Here is an 18,071-nt window from a genome sequence, read left to right on the forward strand (position 1 = left end):
TTGCCCAAACACCCTCCAATCCTGCGTGCAGAAGTCCGCACGTCACTCTTTCAAAATCCTGTTTACCTACCTTGTTGTCTTCGTACTCAAACAAGTTGCAAACCTGAATTCGTGTTTGTCGGAAGGATGGCGCCTTCAGCGCATATACCTTGGTATATGCAATGTATGCGTATAGCGATAAAAACGACCCTAACGCCAGCTGGCTCTCCAATTTAATGGATGGCAAAATTCATGCCGCTGTAATCAAGTAGCCATGTAGCGCGAGGATCGCTTCACTATCGATCCTTTATTTTTTGCGCGCATTCCGACGACCATATCTTTGTGAACATCTGACAAAGTACATCGCAAGCAAGGAGAAGACCATCGATCCCGACCCTAGTTGGTGCCGCAGTGCGCCACTCCATTTCCCGTCATTTTTTATTCAGCCGGCACTTGGCTGGAGGTCGCTCATCGCCTGAACGCTGAGTAGCCTCCGCCCGGTTTTTCCCAGGAGGCTTTTCATGCACCACCCACATCTCCATGTTGCATTGCGCGCAGCTATCTCCGCGCGTCGCATCGCAACCCTGCGACAACTATTCTCCGAACACGGCGTACTCGCTTTCGCACAGGCCATAGCCGCGTGTTCACCACGCGTGGCAGCCGATGCGCTGTCCCTGCTTTCTGCATCGGAACGCACTTCCGTTTTACGCCATCTGCCGCTGACCACGCGCGAAAAACTGCGCCCCATGGGTTTTGAGATTGATCAAAACATCAGCACGGCTTGCCGCATTCCTGCCCATCAACTCCGGAGGCAATTCGCATGATTTCCTTACTCGTTACAGGTGTATACACCGAGCTGTCCCAGGTCACGAACAACGCGACCCGGGGCACAACACCACAAGTTACTGTCAAAAAACATATGTGCAAATTGATGGCCGTGCTCGCGTTGATATTGCTATGCATCGCTGTGGCCGGCTGCGATGACAAGACAGCGATATCGGCCGCCCAGGCCGAAACGCATAAAGATAGTGCCGCAAGCGTCATACGCAAAGGCAATGTCATGGAAGTGCCGGAAGGCTCACCGTTGCGCACGCGCCTGCTTATCGGCACAGTAGACGTCAGCGAAATAGAACGTCCGCTGACCGCGCCCGGTGTCATAGAAGCAGTCGCAGAAAAACTGGTCAAGGTCGCACCGCCGGTACCGGGCCGTATTATCCGTCTGCAGCGTACGTTGGGTGATGCGGTCAAGGCCGGCGATCCACTCTTCACGCTCGACTCGGCGGAAATTTCCAGCGCCCGTTCCGAATACACCAAAGCCCGCAATACACAGGCGCAGGCACAGCGTGATTTTGCGCGTCAAAAGCTATTGTTTGATGCAGACATTACAGCAAAAAAAGACTACGAAGCAGCGCAACTAAGTATGGATAGCGCTGACAGCGATGCGCATACCGCGGCTGACCGCTTGGCACAACTAGGCGTCGCCAAACAATCCCATACACGCAGTGAATATGTACTGCGCTCACCGATCAGTGGTCGTGTCATCGAAATGGCCGGTTCACAAGGCGGCTACTGGAATGATATCAACGCACCCATCATGACGGTAGCAGATCTGTCCACCGTCTGGCTCACCGCCAATGTGGCGGAACGCGATCTCAGGCAAGTGTTCATCGGACAAAAAGCGCACATCACGCTCAATGCCTATCCCGACCAGCAAGTCGAGGGCATCGTGCGCTATGTCGGCGAATTACTGGATCCGGAAACCCGCAGCGTCAAAGTGCGCGTCGCAATAGCCAATGCCGACGGACGTTTTCGCCCGGGCATGTTTGCGCATGTAGCGTTTGATGGTCAGAAACAGGAAGCACTGACGATACCGCTCTCGGCCATCCAGCAAAACGGACTGGAAGTACGTGTCTTCATCGAACAGGGAGCGCACCACTACACACCGCGTACCGTGACCGTCGGCGCGCAACTGCATGATCGCGTAGAAGTGACTTCGGGCCTGAAGGCCGGCGACCGCATCGTCATCAAGGATGGAGTACTCCTCAATGATTGAACGTATCGTCAATACCTGTTTTCATCGTCGCGGCATCGTCTGGCTGGTGTTTGCTTTCACCGCGCTGTATGGCGTCTTCAGCTGGAAACAATTACCACTGGAAGCCTATCCCGACATCGCCGACGTCACCTCGCAGATAGTCACGCAGGTGCCCGGCCTCGCAGCGGAAGAAATTGAACAGCAAATCACCGTGCCGCTGGAACGCGCATTGCTGGCAACGCCCGGCATGCATGTGCTGCGTTCGCGCAGCCTGTTCGGCCTGTCGCTCATCACAGTAGTGTTCCAGGATGGCGTCGATGGCTACTGGGCACGGCAGCGCCTGCAGGAACGCCTGAATGAAGTCGACCTGCCCTATGCCGCCAAGGCTGGCCTGGATCCGTACACATCGCCAACCGGCGAAATCTATCGTTATACGCTGGAGAGTAGTACGCACAGCCTGCGTGAACTATCAGAACTGCAATTCTGGACTGTGATACCACGCCTGAAAAAGATACAGGGCGTGGTCGATGTCACCAACTACGGTGGCCTCACGACCCAGTTCATGCTGGAACTCGATCCGGCACGCCTGACCCAGTATGGCCTCACGCTAAGTGAAGTCATCGATGCCATCAATGCCAACAATCAGAGCGGTGGCGGCAGCGTCATCGATCGCGGTGAGCAGTCTTATGTCGTACGCGGCGTCGGCTTGCTGCGTTCGCTAGATGACATGGGCAATGTCGTTATCAAAAGCGTGGGCGGCGTACCGGTACTGACCAAGGACCTGGGCAAGCTCACTTACGGCAATGTGGAAAGGCGCGGCATCCTCGGCAAGGACGATAATGCTGATTCGATTTCCGGTGTGGTCCTGTTACTCAAGGAAAGCAATCCCTCGGTCGCGCTGAACGGCATCCATGATGCGGTGCGTGAGATCAATGAGAAATTGCTGCCGCGCGGCGTCAAGCTGGTGCCGTATCTGGATCGCAGCAGCCTGATCGAAGCCACCACGCATACCGTCGGCAAGACGCTGCTGGAAGGCATGATAGTCGTTACGCTGGTCCTGCTGCTCTTCCTTGGCAGCCCACGTGCCGCCCTGATAGTCGCACTCACGGTGCCACTGGCGCTGCTGTTTGCATTCACCTTCATGCATCACGCCAAGGTCCCGGCCAACCTGCTGTCGCTCGGTGCGATCGACTTTGGCATCCTCGTAGATGGTGCGGTGGTGGTGGTGGAAAACATCTTGCGCCGACGTGAAAAGCAGGAAGGAAAAGTGCTGACACCGCGTGATGCAATCACTGCCACGCTGCAGGTAGCACGTCCTATATTTTTTGGCATGAGCGTCATCGCTGCTGCTTACCTGCCCCTGTTTGCGTTTGAACGCATCGAGTACAAACTGTTCTCGCCGATGGCGTATGCAGTCGGTGCGGCGCTGCTAGGTGCACTTGCAGTGGCCCTGATGCTGACGCCCGGCCTGGCCTGGCTGGCCTTCCACCGGCCGCGCAAGATCTTCCACAACCCGGTGCTGGAACGGCTCAACACACGTTACGCTGATTTCCTCGCACGCACGGTCGGACACTGGCGCTGGCTGGCAGCCAGCATAGTCGCCATGCTGGTCACGCTATTGCTGCTGGCCGGCACCATAGGTCGCGACTTCCTGCCCTATCTGGATGAAGGCTCGATCTGGTTACAAGTGCAAATGCCATCCGGTATCACACTGGACAAAGCCAGCGAAATGGCGACCGAACTGCGCAAGGCTACGCTGGAATTCCCTGAAGTCTCCAGCGTGGTCACGCAAACCGGGCGTAACGATGACGGCACCGATTACTGGACGCCGTCGCATATCGAAGCCAGCATCGCCCTGCATCCTTACAGCAGCTGGCAGTCCGGTATCAGCAAGCAGGAATTGATACGCCGACTGGGTGAACGCTATGCGCAAATGCCAGGTTACGCCATCGGCTTCATGCAACCAATGATAGATGGCGTGCAGGACAAACTGTCCGGTGCACATAGTGACTTGACGGTGAAAATCTTTGGCCCCGACCTGGAAGAAGATCGCCGGATTGCGGAACATGTAGCCACCACCTTGCGCAGGGTCCCGGGTGCTGCCGATGTCGTGGTCGATGTGGAACCACCGTTGCCCAATTTACGGATAGACCTGGATCGCGCTGCTGCTGCACGTTATGGGATTAATGCCGCCGATGTCGCGCAGCTTATCTCCACCGGCATAGGTGGTGCCTCCATCGGGCAATTGTATGTAGGTGAAAAAAACTATGACATGACGGTGCGCTTTTCGCCAGAGACGCGCGCCAACCCGCAAGCGATAGCCGACCTGCGCCTCACTGCTGCCAATGGCGCAAAGATACCGTTGGCCGATGTGGCGCGCATCAGTACCACCACGGGCCAGAGCGTGATCGTCCGTGAGCGCGGTGAACGTCACATTCTGGTCAAACTCAACGTGCGGGGGCGCGACCTCGCCAGTTTCCTGGCCGAAGCGCAAGCAACGATAGAACGCGACATTGAGTACGACAAGCAGCGCCTGCACATCGAATGGGGCGGGCAGTTCGAAAACCTGCAACGGGCAGAAGCACGCCTGTTCGTGATCCTGCCACTGACGCTGGGCATCATGCTGTTGCTGCTGTTCGGTGAGTTCGGCAACCTGCGCCAGCCTTTGCTGGTATTGGGCGTGGTACCGCTGGCCATGGTCGGCGGCTTCGCCGGGCTGCATTTGCGCGGCATGACACTCAACGTTTCCAGCGCGGTCGGTTTCATTGCCCTGTTCGGCGTCGCGGTACTCGGTGGCGTATTGATGGTGGCGCAAATCAATCGCTTGCGGCGTGACGAAGGGAAATCCCTGCGGGAAGCGGTACTGGAAGGTGCGACCAGTCGCATGCGTCCGGTACTCATGACAGCGACAGTCGCCGCCTTCGGCCTGACCCCGGCAATGCTGGCCACCGGCCTCGGCAGTGATGTGCAGCGTCCGCTCGCAACGGTGGTGGTATTCGGCCTGATCAGCGCTACCGCACTGACGCTGTTGCTGCTACCCGCCCTCTACCAATTGATAGAAGCCCGCGTCGAAGCTGCCGCGCTGCAACGCGCGCAAAAGGCGGCGCAGGCAGCAGGCGACACTTCCGATGAAGCCGGCTTATCGACCTAACAGCTGAAACGGAGCTGAACATGACATTCAAGAAAATCGCCATCAGCCAGATGCTGATACTGGCGCTGGGCGGACTGACGGTACATACCGTCCGCGCCCAGGACGTACCAGCAAGCAAACTGAATTTTAAAAACTACCTGAACGCAGTCGAAGCACATAGCCTGGAACTGGCAGCGCAACGCGAAACTATCGTAGCCGCCGAAGCAGGCGTCGGCATCGCCGGCATACGGCCGGACCCTGAGTTCACCTACAGCGCATCGCGTGAAACCGTCAGTGCCATCCACCCCCGGCCCGTCAGCCGCGGACCATCGCTCAGCATGACGATAGAGACCGGCGGCAAGCGTGACGCGCGCATCAAGTCGGCGCGCAGCAATGTGACCCTGACGGAAGCGACTGTTGCCGGTTTCAAACAGCAGCTTTACAGCGATTCGGCGCTGGCCTTTGCCGAAACCTGCCGCACCCGCGATGTATTGGCACGTAAGGAAAATACACTCAAAGCCCTGTCCGAAATCGTGCGGGTCAATGAAGTACGGCGCAAGGCGGGTGATGTGGGTGGCATCGAATTGTTGCAGTCACGAGTGGAACGCGATCAGTTCCAGGCCGATGTCACGCAGTCGCGTGCAGAAGCAACAGCGGCACGCCTGGCGCTCTCACTCACATTGGGCCGTCGCGTCGAAGATGTATTCGGCCCGGCGGTGCTGGAATGCGGCTTTACACCATTCGAACGTGGCAACGATATCGAAGCCCTGGTACCTGCAGCCTTGCAATCACGCCAGGATGTCCTGATCGCACGCGCCACCCTGGAACATGCACGCGATAATGCATCGCTGACGCGTGCCAATCGTTCGGTCGATCCGACGGTATCACTGGGCGTCACCTCTACCCGTGGCTATCCGGGCGGCTTCGACCAGGGTGGCAATGCGATAGACGGGACTTCGCGTTCCAATGTGCTGGCTTTATCGATCAGCATCCCTATCCCGCTCTCGCGTCTCAACCGCGGCGATATCGTGCAAGCCGAATCGGCCGTCACACAAGCCATGCTCGGCCTGAACCAGGCCGAACTCAAGGCAGAGGCGGACGTACGTACCGCACATCAACGCTTTATCGCCGCCCGCGAAAACGTGGATCACTACCGCAAAGATGTACTGGCAAATGCGAACCGCATGCTGGAAGGCATACGCCTGTCCTATCGTAACGGTGCGGCCTCATTGCTGGAATTGCTGGCCGCGCAGCGTTCGGCGGATGAAGCCTACCTGGCGTATCTGCAATCTGAATCTGACATGGCGACAGCCACGGTGCAGCTACAGCTTGCCATCGGCGAAGCGCCATCGCTCTGAGCGGGATGTCGAAAATGGACAAGGGAAAACCTCGCTTTATTGTGCTTGCAGTGATGCTGGCGACACTCACGGCTTGCTCTGCATTATATGAAGGCAGGTATGACTACTCGGACGGCTGGCGGATAGCGACGGTCGAACGCGTGGTAAGCAGGGATGAGGTGCAGGACGGATTACTGAAGGACTGCCGCCCGGAAGACGCCACACCGGCGACCGGGCAAAGCTTTGCGCTAGTGACTTACCGCATCTTCAAGGGGACGCGTAAACGTATTGTGAAGACACCAGTAAATCAATCACTGGAATCGGGCGATTCAATTTACATCAACCTGCGCAGCTGCGAAATGGAAGCCGTTCTTCCTCGTCCCAAAAAATATCCTGGTGAACGCCTGCCACTGGTATGTGAGCAAGCGGATTATTCATCCCACGCAATACCGTGGCGCAACACCTTGGATGGAAATTCCGATGACATCTGTAAAAACCAGATTTTTATGCATGCAACAAACTAAGCGGGAGAAAATATGAATTGGCCTGTCTTTGAACTATCAGCGTGGCTAAGTTCGCTAGCCAGCCTGACTACCGCCTTTATGCTCGGAGCCCTGATCGGCTTCGAGCGCCAGGTGCGCCAGCGTACGGCCGGATTACGCACGAATACCTTGGTAGCCGTGGGCGCAGCCGTATTCGTCGATCTGGCGGTACGGTTCCATGCACTGCACGGAGGCTCACCCGGTCCGTTACAGGTAATAGCCTATGTCGTTTCAGGCATCGGCTTCCTGGGTGCGGGAGCCATCATGAAAGAAGGCTCCAATGTCTTCGGACTCAACACTGCCGCTACGCTTTGGGGTTCAGCTGCCGTCGGCTGCTGTGCAGGTGCCAAGCTGTTCCCCGAAGCGATACTGGCCGCACTGTTCGTATTGGCATCCAATACTTTGCTGCGACCGGTCGTCAATCGTATCAACCGCCGTCCAATACAGGAAGAGTCCAGCGAAGCCACCTATACCGTCTATGTCGTCTGCCAGAGGACCCGGCAAGCGGAAGTGTATGAAAAAATGGTGGGCTTGCTCGAAGAATCCAATTACCCGATCCGGGCTGTCGACCAGCATCCTTTTGGCAACAACGATGTGGAAATCGAGGCAACGCTGTATGCAACGGCAGTCGAGGCGGAAGAACTGGATGGGATGATGGCGATATTATTGCAGGAAGCCGGTGTGCAGCAGGCATTCTGGAATGCAAATTCGGAAGAATGAAAATGGTGTAGATTGATCAGGAAAAATGACCTAAGCACCATAAAAAGAGACTCAGTTCTATGAAACACGATATTTCCAAGCCTATGCGATGGTATCGCGTCCCGGGCATGCTCGGCATGCTAATTGTCATGGCTGCCATTTTTGCGGCAGATACCCTTACGGACTACGCAATTGCGGCGGCCGTTTTCTACTCCGCCGTTATTCTTGCGGCGTCAAGCTGGGTATCCACGCGCACACTGGTGGCTCTTTCCGGTTTTTGTATTTTTTTAACCATACTCAGTTTCTACCTGACTAAATTTGGTTCATACCAGGTCGGCTTGATCAATTCCGGCATCAGCATAGTCGCCATCGCCATCACGACCTATCTCTCCCTCAAGATGAACGCCGCCAAAGCTGCCGCCTATCAGGCCCAGACCCAGCTCTTGCGCATCGCGCGCGTCACCAGCCTGGGCGAACTGAGCACGTCGATTGCGCATGAAGTCAATCAGCCACTCGCCGCCATCGTCACGAGTGGAAATGCATGCCAGCGCTGGCTCGACCAGGATCCGCCGAACCTGGAAAAAGCACGGCTGGCAGTGGGTAGAATTCTCAGTGACGCAAATCGGGCAAGCGATATCATCACCCGTATCCGCAGCCTTACCAAGGGTGAAGTGCCGTATAAAAGCCGCTTCGATCTTAATCAGGCCATCCTTGAAATTGTGGCCATGTCGCGCAGTGATATAGAAGGCCATGGCATATCCTTGAACCTGAATTTAAGCGATGACACGCCATCGGTACTGGCAGACCGTGTGCAGATTCAGCAAGTGATCGTCAACATGATACTGAATGCAACGGAAGCAATGACTACAAATGAAAACCAAAAACGGGATATGCAAATTTTATCGACGATAAGCAAGCCGGGAACGGTTCATTTTTCAATTATCGATACCGGCATTGGCTTTCCTCCGGGAAGCATTGAGCATTTATTCGACCCATTCTGGACCGCTAAAGAATCAGGCATAGGACTGGGACTGACGATTAGCAGGACCATCATTGAAGCAAATGAAGGGAAAATATGGGCAGAACAAAATCCGGACGGGGGTGCCATTGTTCGATTTAGCCTGCCCATCGTAGAGAAGGGAACGCAATGAGTGCAACATCTCCCACGCCAGTATTAGAACTGCCTGTCGTCTATATCATCGATGATGACCATTCCGTCCGTGCAGCCCTTGAGGATTTGCTCGCTTCGGTCGGACTGCAGGCACTATCCTTCGGTTCTACCAAAGAATTCCTCCAGCATACATTGGCCGATGCACCTGCTTGCCTGGTGTTGGATGTCAGGATGCCCGGCCAAAGCGGGATGGACTTCCACCGCCAAATGATAGATCTCGGGATACAACTTCCGACGATTTTCATTACCGGCCACGGTGATATCGCCATGGGTGTGCAGGCGATGAAGAATGGTGCCATTGAATTTTTGACGAAACCATTCCGCGACCAGGATTTGCTGGATGCCATCCAAAACGGCATAGAAAAAAATCGCTTGAAACGCCAGGAAGATGCTGTCACGGCCGAACTGCTCAATCGTTGGACGTCGCTATCAGGTGGCGAACAACAGGTCATGCAATTGGTGGTGCAAGGCCTTTTAAACAAGCAAATCGCAGCGGCCTTGAACATCAGCGAAGTAACCGTCAAAGTAAGGCGCGGTGCGACCATGCGAAAAATGGAAGTATCGTCCCTGGCTGACCTGGTGAAAATTTCAGAGAAACTCAAAATTCAATCAAATTGACGTCATAGGTTTACGTCATATGCTGAAGAGATGAACTACAAGTTTTGATACCCCACCGCAGAATAAAAAATCGCTCCGGCTTTTGCAGGAGCGATTTTTTTTATTTAAAACATATTCTGGAATTAAAACCCGCATCTGGCCTCACTGAAACAAGCCTGTCTCCAGACAAAAAGCGATCAACTCCTGATCCGTCTTCACATTCAGTTTATGCATCGCCGCTATCTTTTGCCCGCTGACGGTTTTAATACTACGATTCAAATGCAATGCAACCTGCATGATAGGCTTGCCCTGGATGAAGTAACGCAAGACTTCAAACTCCTTCGGTGACAGGCTGTTAATCCGCTCGCCTATGAATTTTGTCCGCTCATTCGTCTTGCTTTCCTTTTGAAAATTGGGCGGATAGTACTTACGCCCCAGCCGCAGGATGTGCAAGGCCGCAATGAATTCCGCCGGATCATCACTCTTCCTGATCACTGCATACACACCGGCATCGTAAAGCGCCGAAATAATCATCGGATTCGACATCATGGTCATGGTCAGTATCTTGGTCTTAGGGAAATGTCGTATCAGATACTTGACCATGCGTATCCCGTCGCCATAAGTGTCATCGCCCGGCATCGAATAATCGGTGATGACCATGTCAGGCTCGGCATCGCGCATCAGGCTGACTAAAGCAGTGGAACTGGACACCGTGCCCAGCAACTCAAAGCTTGCGTCCTTTTCCACCATGTCACGCAATCCCATCAAGATCAAAGGATGATCGTCGGCAAGAATAACTGTCTGTCTTTTCATCACAATAAACACCTGAAGTTGTTAAATAATTTATTGCCACCGGAGCATGCGCGTCAAATCACTTGCCAACGCATTTATCTCTCCGGCAATTTCTTCATTCAATCCGCCTAACCGTCCGTCCCGTTCCAGGGCTGCACAGCGTTCGGCAAAATCATTGATGCCAAGTGCAGCCAGCGCGCCATGCATACGGTGCAACATGGCCAGTACCGCGCGTAGACGCCCTTCTGCCAGTGCGTGGCTCAACACGCTCAGGTCTTCTTCCATGGTTTGAATAAATATTGCGCGATACTTTTCCGGTATCCGTACTTGCTTGTGCAGGGGCGTACTTGCGTCGACTTGTTTTTCCGGATTCACAGGCGGCGTGCTTCCATCTTGCACGGCCTTTTCAAGCGGATAAAAGGCCATACCAACCATCCCCAAGGCAATAAGCAACACAAGGAAAGCGAGAACCAGCAGGGAAAATTTATCCTGGAAAAAATTTTCGTAAGAGGTCAGATGCACACCGGCCCAGCGGACACTTTCATCCAATGCCTTAAGCATAAAATTCTGATCCGGATTGATGGCGGCCATATGCATTACGAATGAATGGATTGCAGGTTGGTTTGTAGTACCGAGAGGGACAAGGGCTTGGTCATGAGCAAATCCATCCCCGCCGCGAGGCAGCGCTTCTCATCCTCCGGAATGACATTCGCACTGATACCGAAGACGGCCTTCGTATACCCCCGCTTCCGCAATCTTTCAGTCAGCTCATAGCCATCAACCAGCGGCATATTGAGATCGGTCAAGATGGCGTCGAATTCCATCACGTCCGGCCGGTCCAACGCTTCCTGGCCGTTACCGGAAAATACAACGGCGCACCCCAGGTAAGCCAGTTGCTCCTTCAGGATCATCTGATTAATCGGGTTGTCTTCAACTGCGAGGATATTCAGGTTCAGCGAACAGGCGAGCGGTTTGACGTGTATGGATTCCACCATATCCCGATATGGCTGCAACCTGCTGACCGCCTCCGCAATGGTGCGTATACAGTATCCACGTACAACCGGCAGGCTGTCCTTGCGCCCATGTCCCGTTTGCAAAGCAGATAGCTCCGCCACTAGGCGCGGTCCGCTCCATGCAACGTCGGCAGCAAACCCCGAATGCCGTATCCCCAGCAATATCGCTTCGCCGTCTTCATCTGCCGTACCGGCCTGATATGCATGTGCACGCGCCCCCCACTTGTTCAGCCACGCACACATATTCATCGACAGTTCCGGCAAATCTGAATAGACATAGACCTTGGTGCCACCAAATGCACGCACCTCATAAAGCGCCGCGTCTTGTGTAGCCGGCAGCGCAACGGTAAAAGAGAAGCGAGTGCCCCGATCTGGTTCGCTCATCGCCCAAATGGTCCCGCCCATCATTTGCGCAAAACGCCGACAGATCGACAGGCCCAGCCCTGTGCCGCTCTTCAACAATGCATTGCGTTCCACCTGGTAAAAGGGTTCAAATATGCGCCCCAAGTGTTCCTGGTCTATCCCCCTGCCGCTATCCTCCACCTGGAACACAATCGTCGCCGTGCCATTTTCCAGACTCAATAGCCGGGAACGCAATACGATCTGGCCGTGATCAGTAAACTTGATGGCATTACTCATCAAATTATTCAGTATCTGTTTGATACGGGTCACATCACCAAGCAACACCTCGGGCATGGCGGGGTCGGGTAAACCGTATATATGCAATGCCTTTCGTTCGGCAGGTGCAGCATAGGCAGCAATTACTTCCTCTATCAGCAACAGCGGCGAAAATGCAGTCGCTTCAAGTTCATAGGCACCCGCTTCTATCCGTGCAATATCGAGCGTTTCACTGACTGTCCTTAACAGAATCGACGACGACTGCTGCATTGCATTCAAATACATTCTTTGCTGGTCCGTGACGGTGGTCAGCGAAAACAGCTCAAGCGCACCGAGCATCCCGTGCAAGGGCGTGCGCAACTCGTGGCTCATCGTGGTAAGGAACAGGGTCTTGGCCATGTTGGCGTCATCTGCGTGCAGTTTGTCCTTGAGCAAGGATTCCTGTATCTGCTTGTGCGCCGAGATATCCATGAATACACAAAGCAAGACCTCTTCCCCGCGATACCGGGTAGGTGCCAGTGTCAGGTGGACGTGGCGGCCATCGTGTAAGGTTAATTCGCGATCCTTATGGCCGTACTGATTGGCCAATACCGCAGCCTGCCAATCCTTTTCGTTTTCAAACCAGCTACGTGTCAACTCATTTGCCAGCGCCACGCTGCCGTTCGCACGGCGCAGTACACACAGCGCCACCGGTGCGGTTTCAATCACTGTCTGGCTAAAGGCAACCATATCCAGCAAGGCATCGTATTGCTCCAAAGCCGGCACGATCAGCTTTTTCTGGATACGGCGCATGCCGAGAAATACGCCGGCAAAGAGCAAGGCACACAATGCGAGTGCCAGCTGGATTGCGCCCCTGTCGTCATATAGCAAATGCCGGATGGGTATGTAATAAACCAGACGCCAGCCGGCCTCGCCTACACTTTTATTGAGGGCAAGGTATTCCGGCCAAAAGCCTTTTCCGGACAGGCCAAAGGTATCTTCCTTCACCCCCTGCCTGATGCGCAAAGGCAGTCCGGGTTCCTGCACGCCATGCAGCACAATGTTTTCATTCTGGTCCAGCAAGACATAGCTGCTGCCATGGATACTGGACAGGTCGACACCGCTGCCTATATTGCGTAGCTCCAGGCCCAACCAGCCGGAAGCGGGACGGAAGGGATCGAGCAAACTGAATATATATAAGCTATCGTGCATTTTCCCCGGAACGTATAACCAAATCATTTTTTGCGACAGGAATTGTTCACCACGATTCCCGACATTCTCCAGGGCTTGCAGTATCAGCCGTGATTGCAGTTCATCCAGTCCGACCACCCGCTTATCTTCGGGCCATATCGACATCATCTTTGTGACCGGTTGCGCCATCGCATAAATCAATCGTGTATTGGCATCTGTTATCGCACTCGTATCCCGTTCAGTCAGGAGCAGGGCCCATTTACTGGCGCCTTCCGGCGCAGGAAATGACAGCGTGGTCACTCCGTCGAGATTAGCGGCCACATCCTGTTTTGATTTTTCAGTGTCTTTGCGCAAGACCGCAGAGTTTTTAATCGAATGCAACAGCGCTTCCCGTTGATCGAAGTAAAGTTGTGCGCTATAGGCGGCCGCATTCATCTGCCGCCTGTGACTAGACACGACGTTACTTAATCTCCAGTACAGGTATAGCGCGGTCCCTGCAGCTATGCAGAGCAATAACGCCATCGCGAGGAATTTCAAGAGTATCGTCGGCACCGTTGGTGCCAGCGAGACGTTGGAGTTGTTCCGTTTTTCACCCTTCATGATCATCGGGACCAGTCTAGGGAGAATCCCCAGTATGCGTACCAAGAATAATCTTGAATGAAAATATTCGAAAAGATTTATTGGATGATCGTTCCACAAATTGAAACGTTGGATGTTTTTACATCAGTGCCTGCCGGATGCCAGCACCAAATCAGGTACACATCTCTCAGCGAAAATCTATTTCTCAGCGCGGGAAGATATGCGCATACATCAATGTGTTCATGCTTACATCTGCATACACGTCTCATTTTTTAAGACCCGTCTCGCCGGTTTCTTTGTTTTAATTTTGCACACCACCCAGGCAGATAGATGCAGCACAACTCATCTGGATCATTCCAGTCGGCGTCATCAACAGATGCAAGCAACAACTGCCGACGATGAAATCTTAAAATTCAAAGGAGATTGTATGAACAACAAAACAGAGCTACCCGACCTGACTGACTTGCTGCAAGCACTCATCGCAATGCGTGATTCGCTCGTCCAGACTTCACTGGCTTTGCAAGACTTGCACTATGAAATGGATGCGGAACATCGCAAGCTGACGCAACAGGTAAACGATCGCATGCGAGAGCTGGATCGACCATCATCCCTGCAATTAAGCCAGGAAATACAAACGCCAAAGCAACACAGCCAGCGGGGCTAGCGCTGGCTGTGTTTATCTTGCTCGACATCCGGATAACTTCAGGCAACGCCTGTCGAACCGGATGAAAGCCAGATACCGGTTATCAAATCAAATGATCCAGCATATCCGGACCAAAAACTTCGCGATGCAGGTTTTGCGGTGGCACACCGTGCGCCACCAAATCCGCCCATTGTGCCTGCATGAAAGGTAAGGGACCGCACATATATACTTTGGTGTTACTGAGATCCCATTGCGGCAATTTTTTCAACTGCATGCGGCCTGCCAGGGCAGCACCGCTCTCCTGCGCCGCATCGTCTTCTTCATAGAAAATCACACTTTGCAGGTTAGGCATCAGTGCAGCCGCTTTTGCGATATCTGCGCGATGCGGATGATGTTTGGCATTGCGTGCAGCATGCGCAAAAATCACGCGTCTTTGCGGCGCCACATAAGCAATCCGGTTCAGGGCCGAAATCATCGGCGTAATGCCAACACCTGCTGACAGCAAGACGATAGGTTCTTCACCATCGGTGTCCGGCGTAAAGTCCCCAAAAGGCTTGCTGACCGACAGCACACTGCCTGCCTGCACATGGTCGTGCAACCAGTTGGAAACCATTCCAGCCGGTGTTTCCTTGCCTGCGACTTCACGTTTGACCGAAATGCGCAAGTGACGATAGTCCGGCGCATCGGACAGGCTGTACTGACGCAACTGGCGCAAGCCATTCGGCAAATGAACCGCCACGCTGACATACTGGCCTGGGCGGAACGACGGCGAAGTACTGCCATCCTGCGGCACCAGCGTAAACGACCTTACCTGTTCACTTTCCTGTTCAACTGCCGTGACTTTCATCTCGAACAAATCGCCGGGCTGGATACCTGCCACCGTATACAAACGCTGCTCTTCATCGATCAGGGCTTGCGCCAGGATGCCGTAGGCTTCGGCCCATGCCGCAATCAGTTCCGGCGTTGCCGCATCGCCCAGCACCTGCTTGATCGCACCCAGCAAATGTTCGCCGACGATAGGATAGTGTGCGGCGGTGACGCCCAGCGAAACGTGCTTGTGCACGATGCGTGAAATGACTGGTGCCAGCGCCGATGGATTATCGATATTCGCGGCATAGGCAAAGACCGCGGAAGCCAGTGATTGTTGCTGTGCACCGTTGGCCTGGTTACCGGCATTGAAAATATTGTGCAATTGCGGATGCGAAACAAACAGATTTGTGTAAAAGGCCCGGGTGATAGCCAAACCATGCTCACGCAAGACCGGGACACTGGCGTCTATATACGGACGGGATGCTGCAGACAACATATCTTCTCCTATTGATGCATTTAAAATGCAACTTTAAACCCAATAAAAAAGGCCCGACTCAGGCCCTGCCATTCAAGCTGTTTCAATTCACGCGATAGCGGCGCGATCCATCAGGAAATTGCGATGCATCATCACGATATGTTCGCCTGTATTGCCGCTGACGATATCTGCCAGCGTGTATTCATCCATCGCATTGTAAAAAGCATCAACACCTATCTTCAAGGCATTGCGCAAACGACAATCGCCGGACAGGCGGCAACCTATACCCTCACAATCAATCGCCTCGGCATCCCCTTCCAGCACACGCAGGATACTGCCTATGTGTAAAGTGTCCGGACTGGCCGCGAGGCTGATACCGCCATTACGACCGCGTACTGCATCTATCCAACCCATTTTTGCCAACATGCCAACAACCTTGACCAGGTGGTTATGCGGCACATCGAACTGTAATGCGACTTCAGCTACGGTAACGGACGGGCTGCGCGACTCCCGTGCCAAATACATCAGCACACGCAATCCAATATCCGAAAACCGGGTTAATTTCATCAGCGATCGCTCTCCAGTGAGTCACATTCTATTTAATATGCATATTTAACGCAACATATTTGATTTTTGACCGTTTTCCTTGCCGCAGCGCAGCAGTAAAAACTGCTCATTTGAAAATTTCTGAATGCTAGAATGCAGACACATCTGTAATTAGGGAAACATCATGTTGCTAGGCTTTATCGGACTCTTCATTGTGTACGCTTTATCGCACTACTGGATCACCATTGAAAAGCGCGACTTCTTCGCGACCGTACTGGTTATCGTCCTGCCTTTCGTCGGCGTTTACTATCTGGGCTGGATGGCCTTGCTGTACTGTGTGCTCGCAGCTTACCTCGGCACCAAAGCCGGCCTGAAAAAACTGCACCGCAGCCGTGCCCTGCGCGTCTCGTTTTACGAAGACGGCGAAGACAAGCCACAACAGTAAATCCCCAACAGAGAACGACGCACGTCGTTCTCTCCCCGGCTTTATCTCACTGGGCCAACCAGCGCCAGCACAGATAAGCCAGGCCACACCAGATCAGGACCACCAGGGCGCCGCCTATATAACTCTTGGGCTTGCGTGCATATTTCGTAATCCACTCTTCCGTTTGCACCCTGCATTCCAGTACCACCTGCGGTGGCAACAAACGTAGTGCCAGCCAGATCAATGCCGGCACCAGCAATACATCATCCAGATAACCGAGTATCGGGATGAAATCAGGGATCAGGTCGATCGGACTCAGCGCATAGACCACCGCCACCACGCACACTACTTTTGCGAGTAATGGAGTGTCCGGATGCTTGCGCGCAAACCACAGGACGATGATATCGCTCTTGATGCGCCGGGCCCATTTCCTGATCGTTGCAAACATTGCGCTCTCTATATGAAGTATCGGCTGATGCACAGTGGCGGGAATGCTTATAATGATCCCTGCCCTCTTTTTACCTGCAAAGTAATGATGCAATTATGCACTTTGCGCACTATTCCTGATTTTCAGGAGAAAACAGATACATGCCCGTCTCACTTGATCGCCTGCTGGTAGTTGGAATTTCATCGCGCGCACTCTTCGACCTCGAAGTCGAAGAAGCCATCTTCCGCACCCAGGGACTGGAAGCCTATCGCCAGCACCAGCTCGACAATGAAGGCGAAATCCTCAAGTTGGGCGCCGGCTTTGCGCTGGTGCGCGCACTCCTCAAACTGAATGCCTTGACACCGAACCAGCGTTTCGTCGAAGTCGTCATCATGTCACGCAATTCGACCGAAACCTCGATGCGCATCTTCAATTCGATCAAGCATTACGACCTCGACATCACGCGTGCCGTCCTGTCCGGCGGTGCCTCACTGGCACCTTACCTGCATGCCTTCAATGTCAGCCTGTTCCTGTCGCTGCATGAAGACGACGTACAGGCAGCCATCGATTCGGGCACCGCTGCCGCCCTGCTCTATCAAAAACCGGCCAATGCCTTTGAAGAACTGGACCAGATCCGCATCGCTTTCGATGGCGATGCGGTGATTTTCTCCGATGAATCGGAACGTATCTACCAAACCCAGGGCATAGAAGCGTTTGAAAACCATGAACGCGAGAATGCATTGAAACCTTTGCCGGAAGGTCCGTTTGCACGCCTGCTGAAAGCCCTGTCTTTCATCCAGAACAGTTTCAAGAATTCGACGGCCCACAAAGCGCCGATACGCACCGCGCTGGTTACCGCGCGCTCGTCACCGGCACATGAACGTGTGATCCGTACCTTGCGCGCATGGGATGTCACGATCGATGAAACCTTCTTCATGGGCGGCGTTTCCAAGTCCGATGTATTGGCGGCATTCAAACCGCATATGTTTTTCGACGACCAGCCCGGGCATTGCGACCGCGCTTCACCACTGGTGCAAACCGGCCGCGTACCCTTGCGTGCGGAAGTCAAAGACAACTAAATACCGGC

The 18,071-nt window shown here is 54.0% G+C and carries 17 protein-coding genes; 11 read left to right on the forward strand and 6 right to left on the reverse strand.

Features of this window, described 5'->3' with window-relative positions; translation table 11 throughout:
* Positions 1-500 precede the first annotated feature (500 nt).
* Genes ACFQPC_RS10395 through ACFQPC_RS10430 form a run of 8 tightly spaced genes read left to right on the forward strand, consistent with a single transcriptional unit; the run spans position 501 to position 9,508 of the window.
* Complete coding sequence (locus tag ACFQPC_RS10395) at positions 501-803, forward strand: hypothetical protein (protein WP_382271776.1); 303 nt, start codon at positions 501-503, stop codon at positions 801-803.
* Positions 800-2,032 (forward strand): efflux RND transporter periplasmic adaptor subunit, encoded by a 1,233-nt coding sequence (locus tag ACFQPC_RS10400; RefSeq protein WP_382271777.1) that lies wholly within the window; start codon positions 800-802, stop codon positions 2,030-2,032. The genes ACFQPC_RS10395 and ACFQPC_RS10400 overlap by 4 nt, the downstream gene beginning before the upstream one ends.
* Positions 2,025-5,162, forward strand: a complete 3,138-nt coding sequence (locus tag ACFQPC_RS10405) for an efflux RND transporter permease subunit (RefSeq protein WP_382271778.1) — start codon at positions 2,025-2,027, stop codon at positions 5,160-5,162. Before ACFQPC_RS10400 ends, ACFQPC_RS10405 begins: the two co-directional genes overlap by 8 nt.
* Before the next feature lie 20 nt (positions 5,163-5,182).
* Positions 5,183-6,499: a TolC family protein gene (locus ACFQPC_RS10410; RefSeq protein WP_382271779.1), complete on the forward strand. Its 1,317-nt coding sequence runs from the start codon at positions 5,183-5,185 to the stop codon at positions 6,497-6,499.
* A 14-nt stretch (positions 6,500-6,513) separates the two neighbouring features.
* On the forward strand, positions 6,514-7,002 hold the full coding sequence (locus ACFQPC_RS10415; protein WP_382271780.1) for a hypothetical protein: 489 nt from the start codon (positions 6,514-6,516) through the stop codon (positions 7,000-7,002).
* Positions 7,003-7,014: 12 nt separating this feature from the next.
* Positions 7,015-7,740, forward strand: a complete 726-nt coding sequence (locus tag ACFQPC_RS10420; RefSeq protein ID WP_382271781.1) for an MgtC/SapB family protein — start codon at positions 7,015-7,017, stop codon at positions 7,738-7,740.
* A gap of 59 nt (positions 7,741-7,799) precedes the next feature.
* A complete protein-coding gene (locus ACFQPC_RS10425) occupies positions 7,800-8,870 on the forward strand; it encodes a sensor histidine kinase (protein ID WP_382271782.1) in 1,071 nt (356 codons plus the stop codon).
* Positions 8,867-9,508, forward strand: a complete 642-nt coding sequence (locus ACFQPC_RS10430) for a response regulator transcription factor (RefSeq protein ID WP_382271783.1) — start codon at positions 8,867-8,869, stop codon at positions 9,506-9,508. Before ACFQPC_RS10425 ends, ACFQPC_RS10430 begins: the two co-directional genes overlap by 4 nt.
* Before the next feature lie 141 nt (positions 9,509-9,649).
* Here ACFQPC_RS10430 and ACFQPC_RS10435 read toward each other — a convergent pair whose 3' ends face one another.
* From ACFQPC_RS10435 to ACFQPC_RS10445, 3 genes are read right to left on the reverse strand one after another with little or no spacing between them, the layout of a single operon-like run.
* Entirely contained in the window at positions 9,650-10,300 is a 651-nt protein-coding gene (locus tag ACFQPC_RS10435; RefSeq protein WP_382271784.1) for a response regulator, read from the reverse strand.
* A 30-nt stretch (positions 10,301-10,330) separates the two neighbouring features.
* On the reverse strand, positions 10,331-10,870 hold the full coding sequence (locus ACFQPC_RS10440) for an Hpt domain-containing protein (RefSeq protein ID WP_382271785.1): 540 nt from the start codon (positions 10,868-10,870) through the stop codon (positions 10,331-10,333).
* Between the two features lie 5 nt (positions 10,871-10,875).
* Positions 10,876-13,680 carry an ATP-binding protein gene (locus ACFQPC_RS10445; RefSeq protein ID WP_382271786.1) on the reverse strand — a complete coding sequence of 935 codons (2,805 nt, stop codon included), beginning with the start codon at positions 13,678-13,680 and terminating at the stop codon, positions 10,876-10,878.
* A gap of 406 nt (positions 13,681-14,086) precedes the next feature.
* Between ACFQPC_RS10445 and ACFQPC_RS10450 the strand changes: the two genes are divergently transcribed.
* Positions 14,087-14,323 (forward strand): hypothetical protein, encoded by a 237-nt coding sequence (locus ACFQPC_RS10450; RefSeq protein ID WP_382271787.1) that lies wholly within the window; start codon positions 14,087-14,089, stop codon positions 14,321-14,323.
* Positions 14,324-14,405: 82 nt separating this feature from the next.
* Here the strand turns inward: ACFQPC_RS10450 and hmpA are convergent, their stop codons facing one another.
* Together hmpA and ACFQPC_RS10460 are read right to left on the reverse strand one after the other, a co-directional pair.
* A complete protein-coding gene (gene hmpA / locus ACFQPC_RS10455; protein ID WP_382271788.1) occupies positions 14,406-15,608 on the reverse strand; it encodes an NO-inducible flavohemoprotein in 1,203 nt (400 codons plus the stop codon).
* 87 nt (positions 15,609-15,695) lie between these two features.
* Positions 15,696-16,154, reverse strand: coding sequence for an RrF2 family transcriptional regulator (locus ACFQPC_RS10460; RefSeq protein ID WP_012078478.1), 459 nt, complete (start codon positions 16,152-16,154; stop codon positions 15,696-15,698).
* A 163-nt stretch (positions 16,155-16,317) separates the two neighbouring features.
* Between ACFQPC_RS10460 and ACFQPC_RS10465 the strand changes: the two genes are divergently transcribed.
* Positions 16,318-16,578 carry a hypothetical protein gene (locus ACFQPC_RS10465; protein ID WP_382271789.1) on the forward strand — a complete coding sequence of 87 codons (261 nt, stop codon included), beginning with the start codon at positions 16,318-16,320 and terminating at the stop codon, positions 16,576-16,578.
* Between the two features lie 46 nt (positions 16,579-16,624).
* Here the strand turns inward: ACFQPC_RS10465 and ACFQPC_RS10470 are convergent, their stop codons facing one another.
* Positions 16,625-17,005, reverse strand: a complete 381-nt coding sequence (locus ACFQPC_RS10470; protein ID WP_382271790.1) for a YkvA family protein — start codon at positions 17,003-17,005, stop codon at positions 16,625-16,627.
* Between the two features lie 140 nt (positions 17,006-17,145).
* On the opposite strand from ACFQPC_RS10470, the gene ACFQPC_RS10475 reads away from it, so the two are divergent.
* Complete coding sequence (locus ACFQPC_RS10475) at positions 17,146-18,063, forward strand: 5'-nucleotidase (RefSeq protein ID WP_382271791.1); 918 nt, start codon at positions 17,146-17,148, stop codon at positions 18,061-18,063.
* Positions 18,064-18,071: the final 8 nt, after the last annotated feature.

Origin of the sequence: Herminiimonas glaciei, from assembly GCF_042664955.1 — a bacterium.
GTDB classification, from domain to species: domain Bacteria; phylum Pseudomonadota; class Gammaproteobacteria; order Burkholderiales; family Burkholderiaceae_D; genus Oxalicibacterium; species Oxalicibacterium glaciei.

What these genes read in the sequence shown, in the direction of transcription:
- ACFQPC_RS10405 (WP_382271778.1), top strand. Translation starts at nt 2,025, where the DNA reads ATGATTGAACGTATCGTCAATACCTGTTTTCATCGTCGCGGCATCGTC.
- ACFQPC_RS10460 (WP_012078478.1), bottom strand. Translation starts at nt 16,154, where the DNA reads ATGAAATTAACCCGGTTTTCGGATATTGGATTGCGTGTGCTGATGTAT.
- ACFQPC_RS10470 (WP_382271790.1), bottom strand. Translation starts at nt 17,005, where the DNA reads ATGTTTGCAACGATCAGGAAATGGGCCCGGCGCATCAAGAGCGATATC.
- ACFQPC_RS10475 (WP_382271791.1), top strand. Translation starts at nt 17,146, where the DNA reads ATGCCCGTCTCACTTGATCGCCTGCTGGTAGTTGGAATTTCATCGCGC.
- ACFQPC_RS10440 (WP_382271785.1), bottom strand. Translation starts at nt 10,870, where the DNA reads ATGGCCGCCATCAATCCGGATCAGAATTTTATGCTTAAGGCATTGGAT.
- ACFQPC_RS10435 (WP_382271784.1), bottom strand. Translation starts at nt 10,300, where the DNA reads ATGAAAAGACAGACAGTTATTCTTGCCGACGATCATCCTTTGATCTTG.
- ACFQPC_RS10450 (WP_382271787.1), top strand. Translation starts at nt 14,087, where the DNA reads ATGAACAACAAAACAGAGCTACCCGACCTGACTGACTTGCTGCAAGCA.
- ACFQPC_RS10465 (WP_382271789.1), top strand. Translation starts at nt 16,318, where the DNA reads ATGTTGCTAGGCTTTATCGGACTCTTCATTGTGTACGCTTTATCGCAC.
- ACFQPC_RS10445 (WP_382271786.1), bottom strand. Translation starts at nt 13,680, where the DNA reads ATGAAGGGTGAAAAACGGAACAACTCCAACGTCTCGCTGGCACCAACG.
- ACFQPC_RS10395 (WP_382271776.1), top strand. Translation starts at nt 501, where the DNA reads ATGCACCACCCACATCTCCATGTTGCATTGCGCGCAGCTATCTCCGCG.
- ACFQPC_RS10415 (WP_382271780.1), top strand. Translation starts at nt 6,514, where the DNA reads ATGGACAAGGGAAAACCTCGCTTTATTGTGCTTGCAGTGATGCTGGCG.
- ACFQPC_RS10430 (WP_382271783.1), top strand. Translation starts at nt 8,867, where the DNA reads ATGAGTGCAACATCTCCCACGCCAGTATTAGAACTGCCTGTCGTCTAT.
- ACFQPC_RS10410 (WP_382271779.1), top strand. Translation starts at nt 5,183, where the DNA reads ATGACATTCAAGAAAATCGCCATCAGCCAGATGCTGATACTGGCGCTG.
- ACFQPC_RS10425 (WP_382271782.1), top strand. Translation starts at nt 7,800, where the DNA reads ATGAAACACGATATTTCCAAGCCTATGCGATGGTATCGCGTCCCGGGC.
- ACFQPC_RS10400 (WP_382271777.1), top strand. Translation starts at nt 800, where the DNA reads ATGATTTCCTTACTCGTTACAGGTGTATACACCGAGCTGTCCCAGGTC.
- ACFQPC_RS10420 (WP_382271781.1), top strand. Translation starts at nt 7,015, where the DNA reads ATGAATTGGCCTGTCTTTGAACTATCAGCGTGGCTAAGTTCGCTAGCC.
- hmpA (WP_382271788.1), bottom strand. Translation starts at nt 15,608, where the DNA reads ATGTTGTCTGCAGCATCCCGTCCGTATATAGACGCCAGTGTCCCGGTC.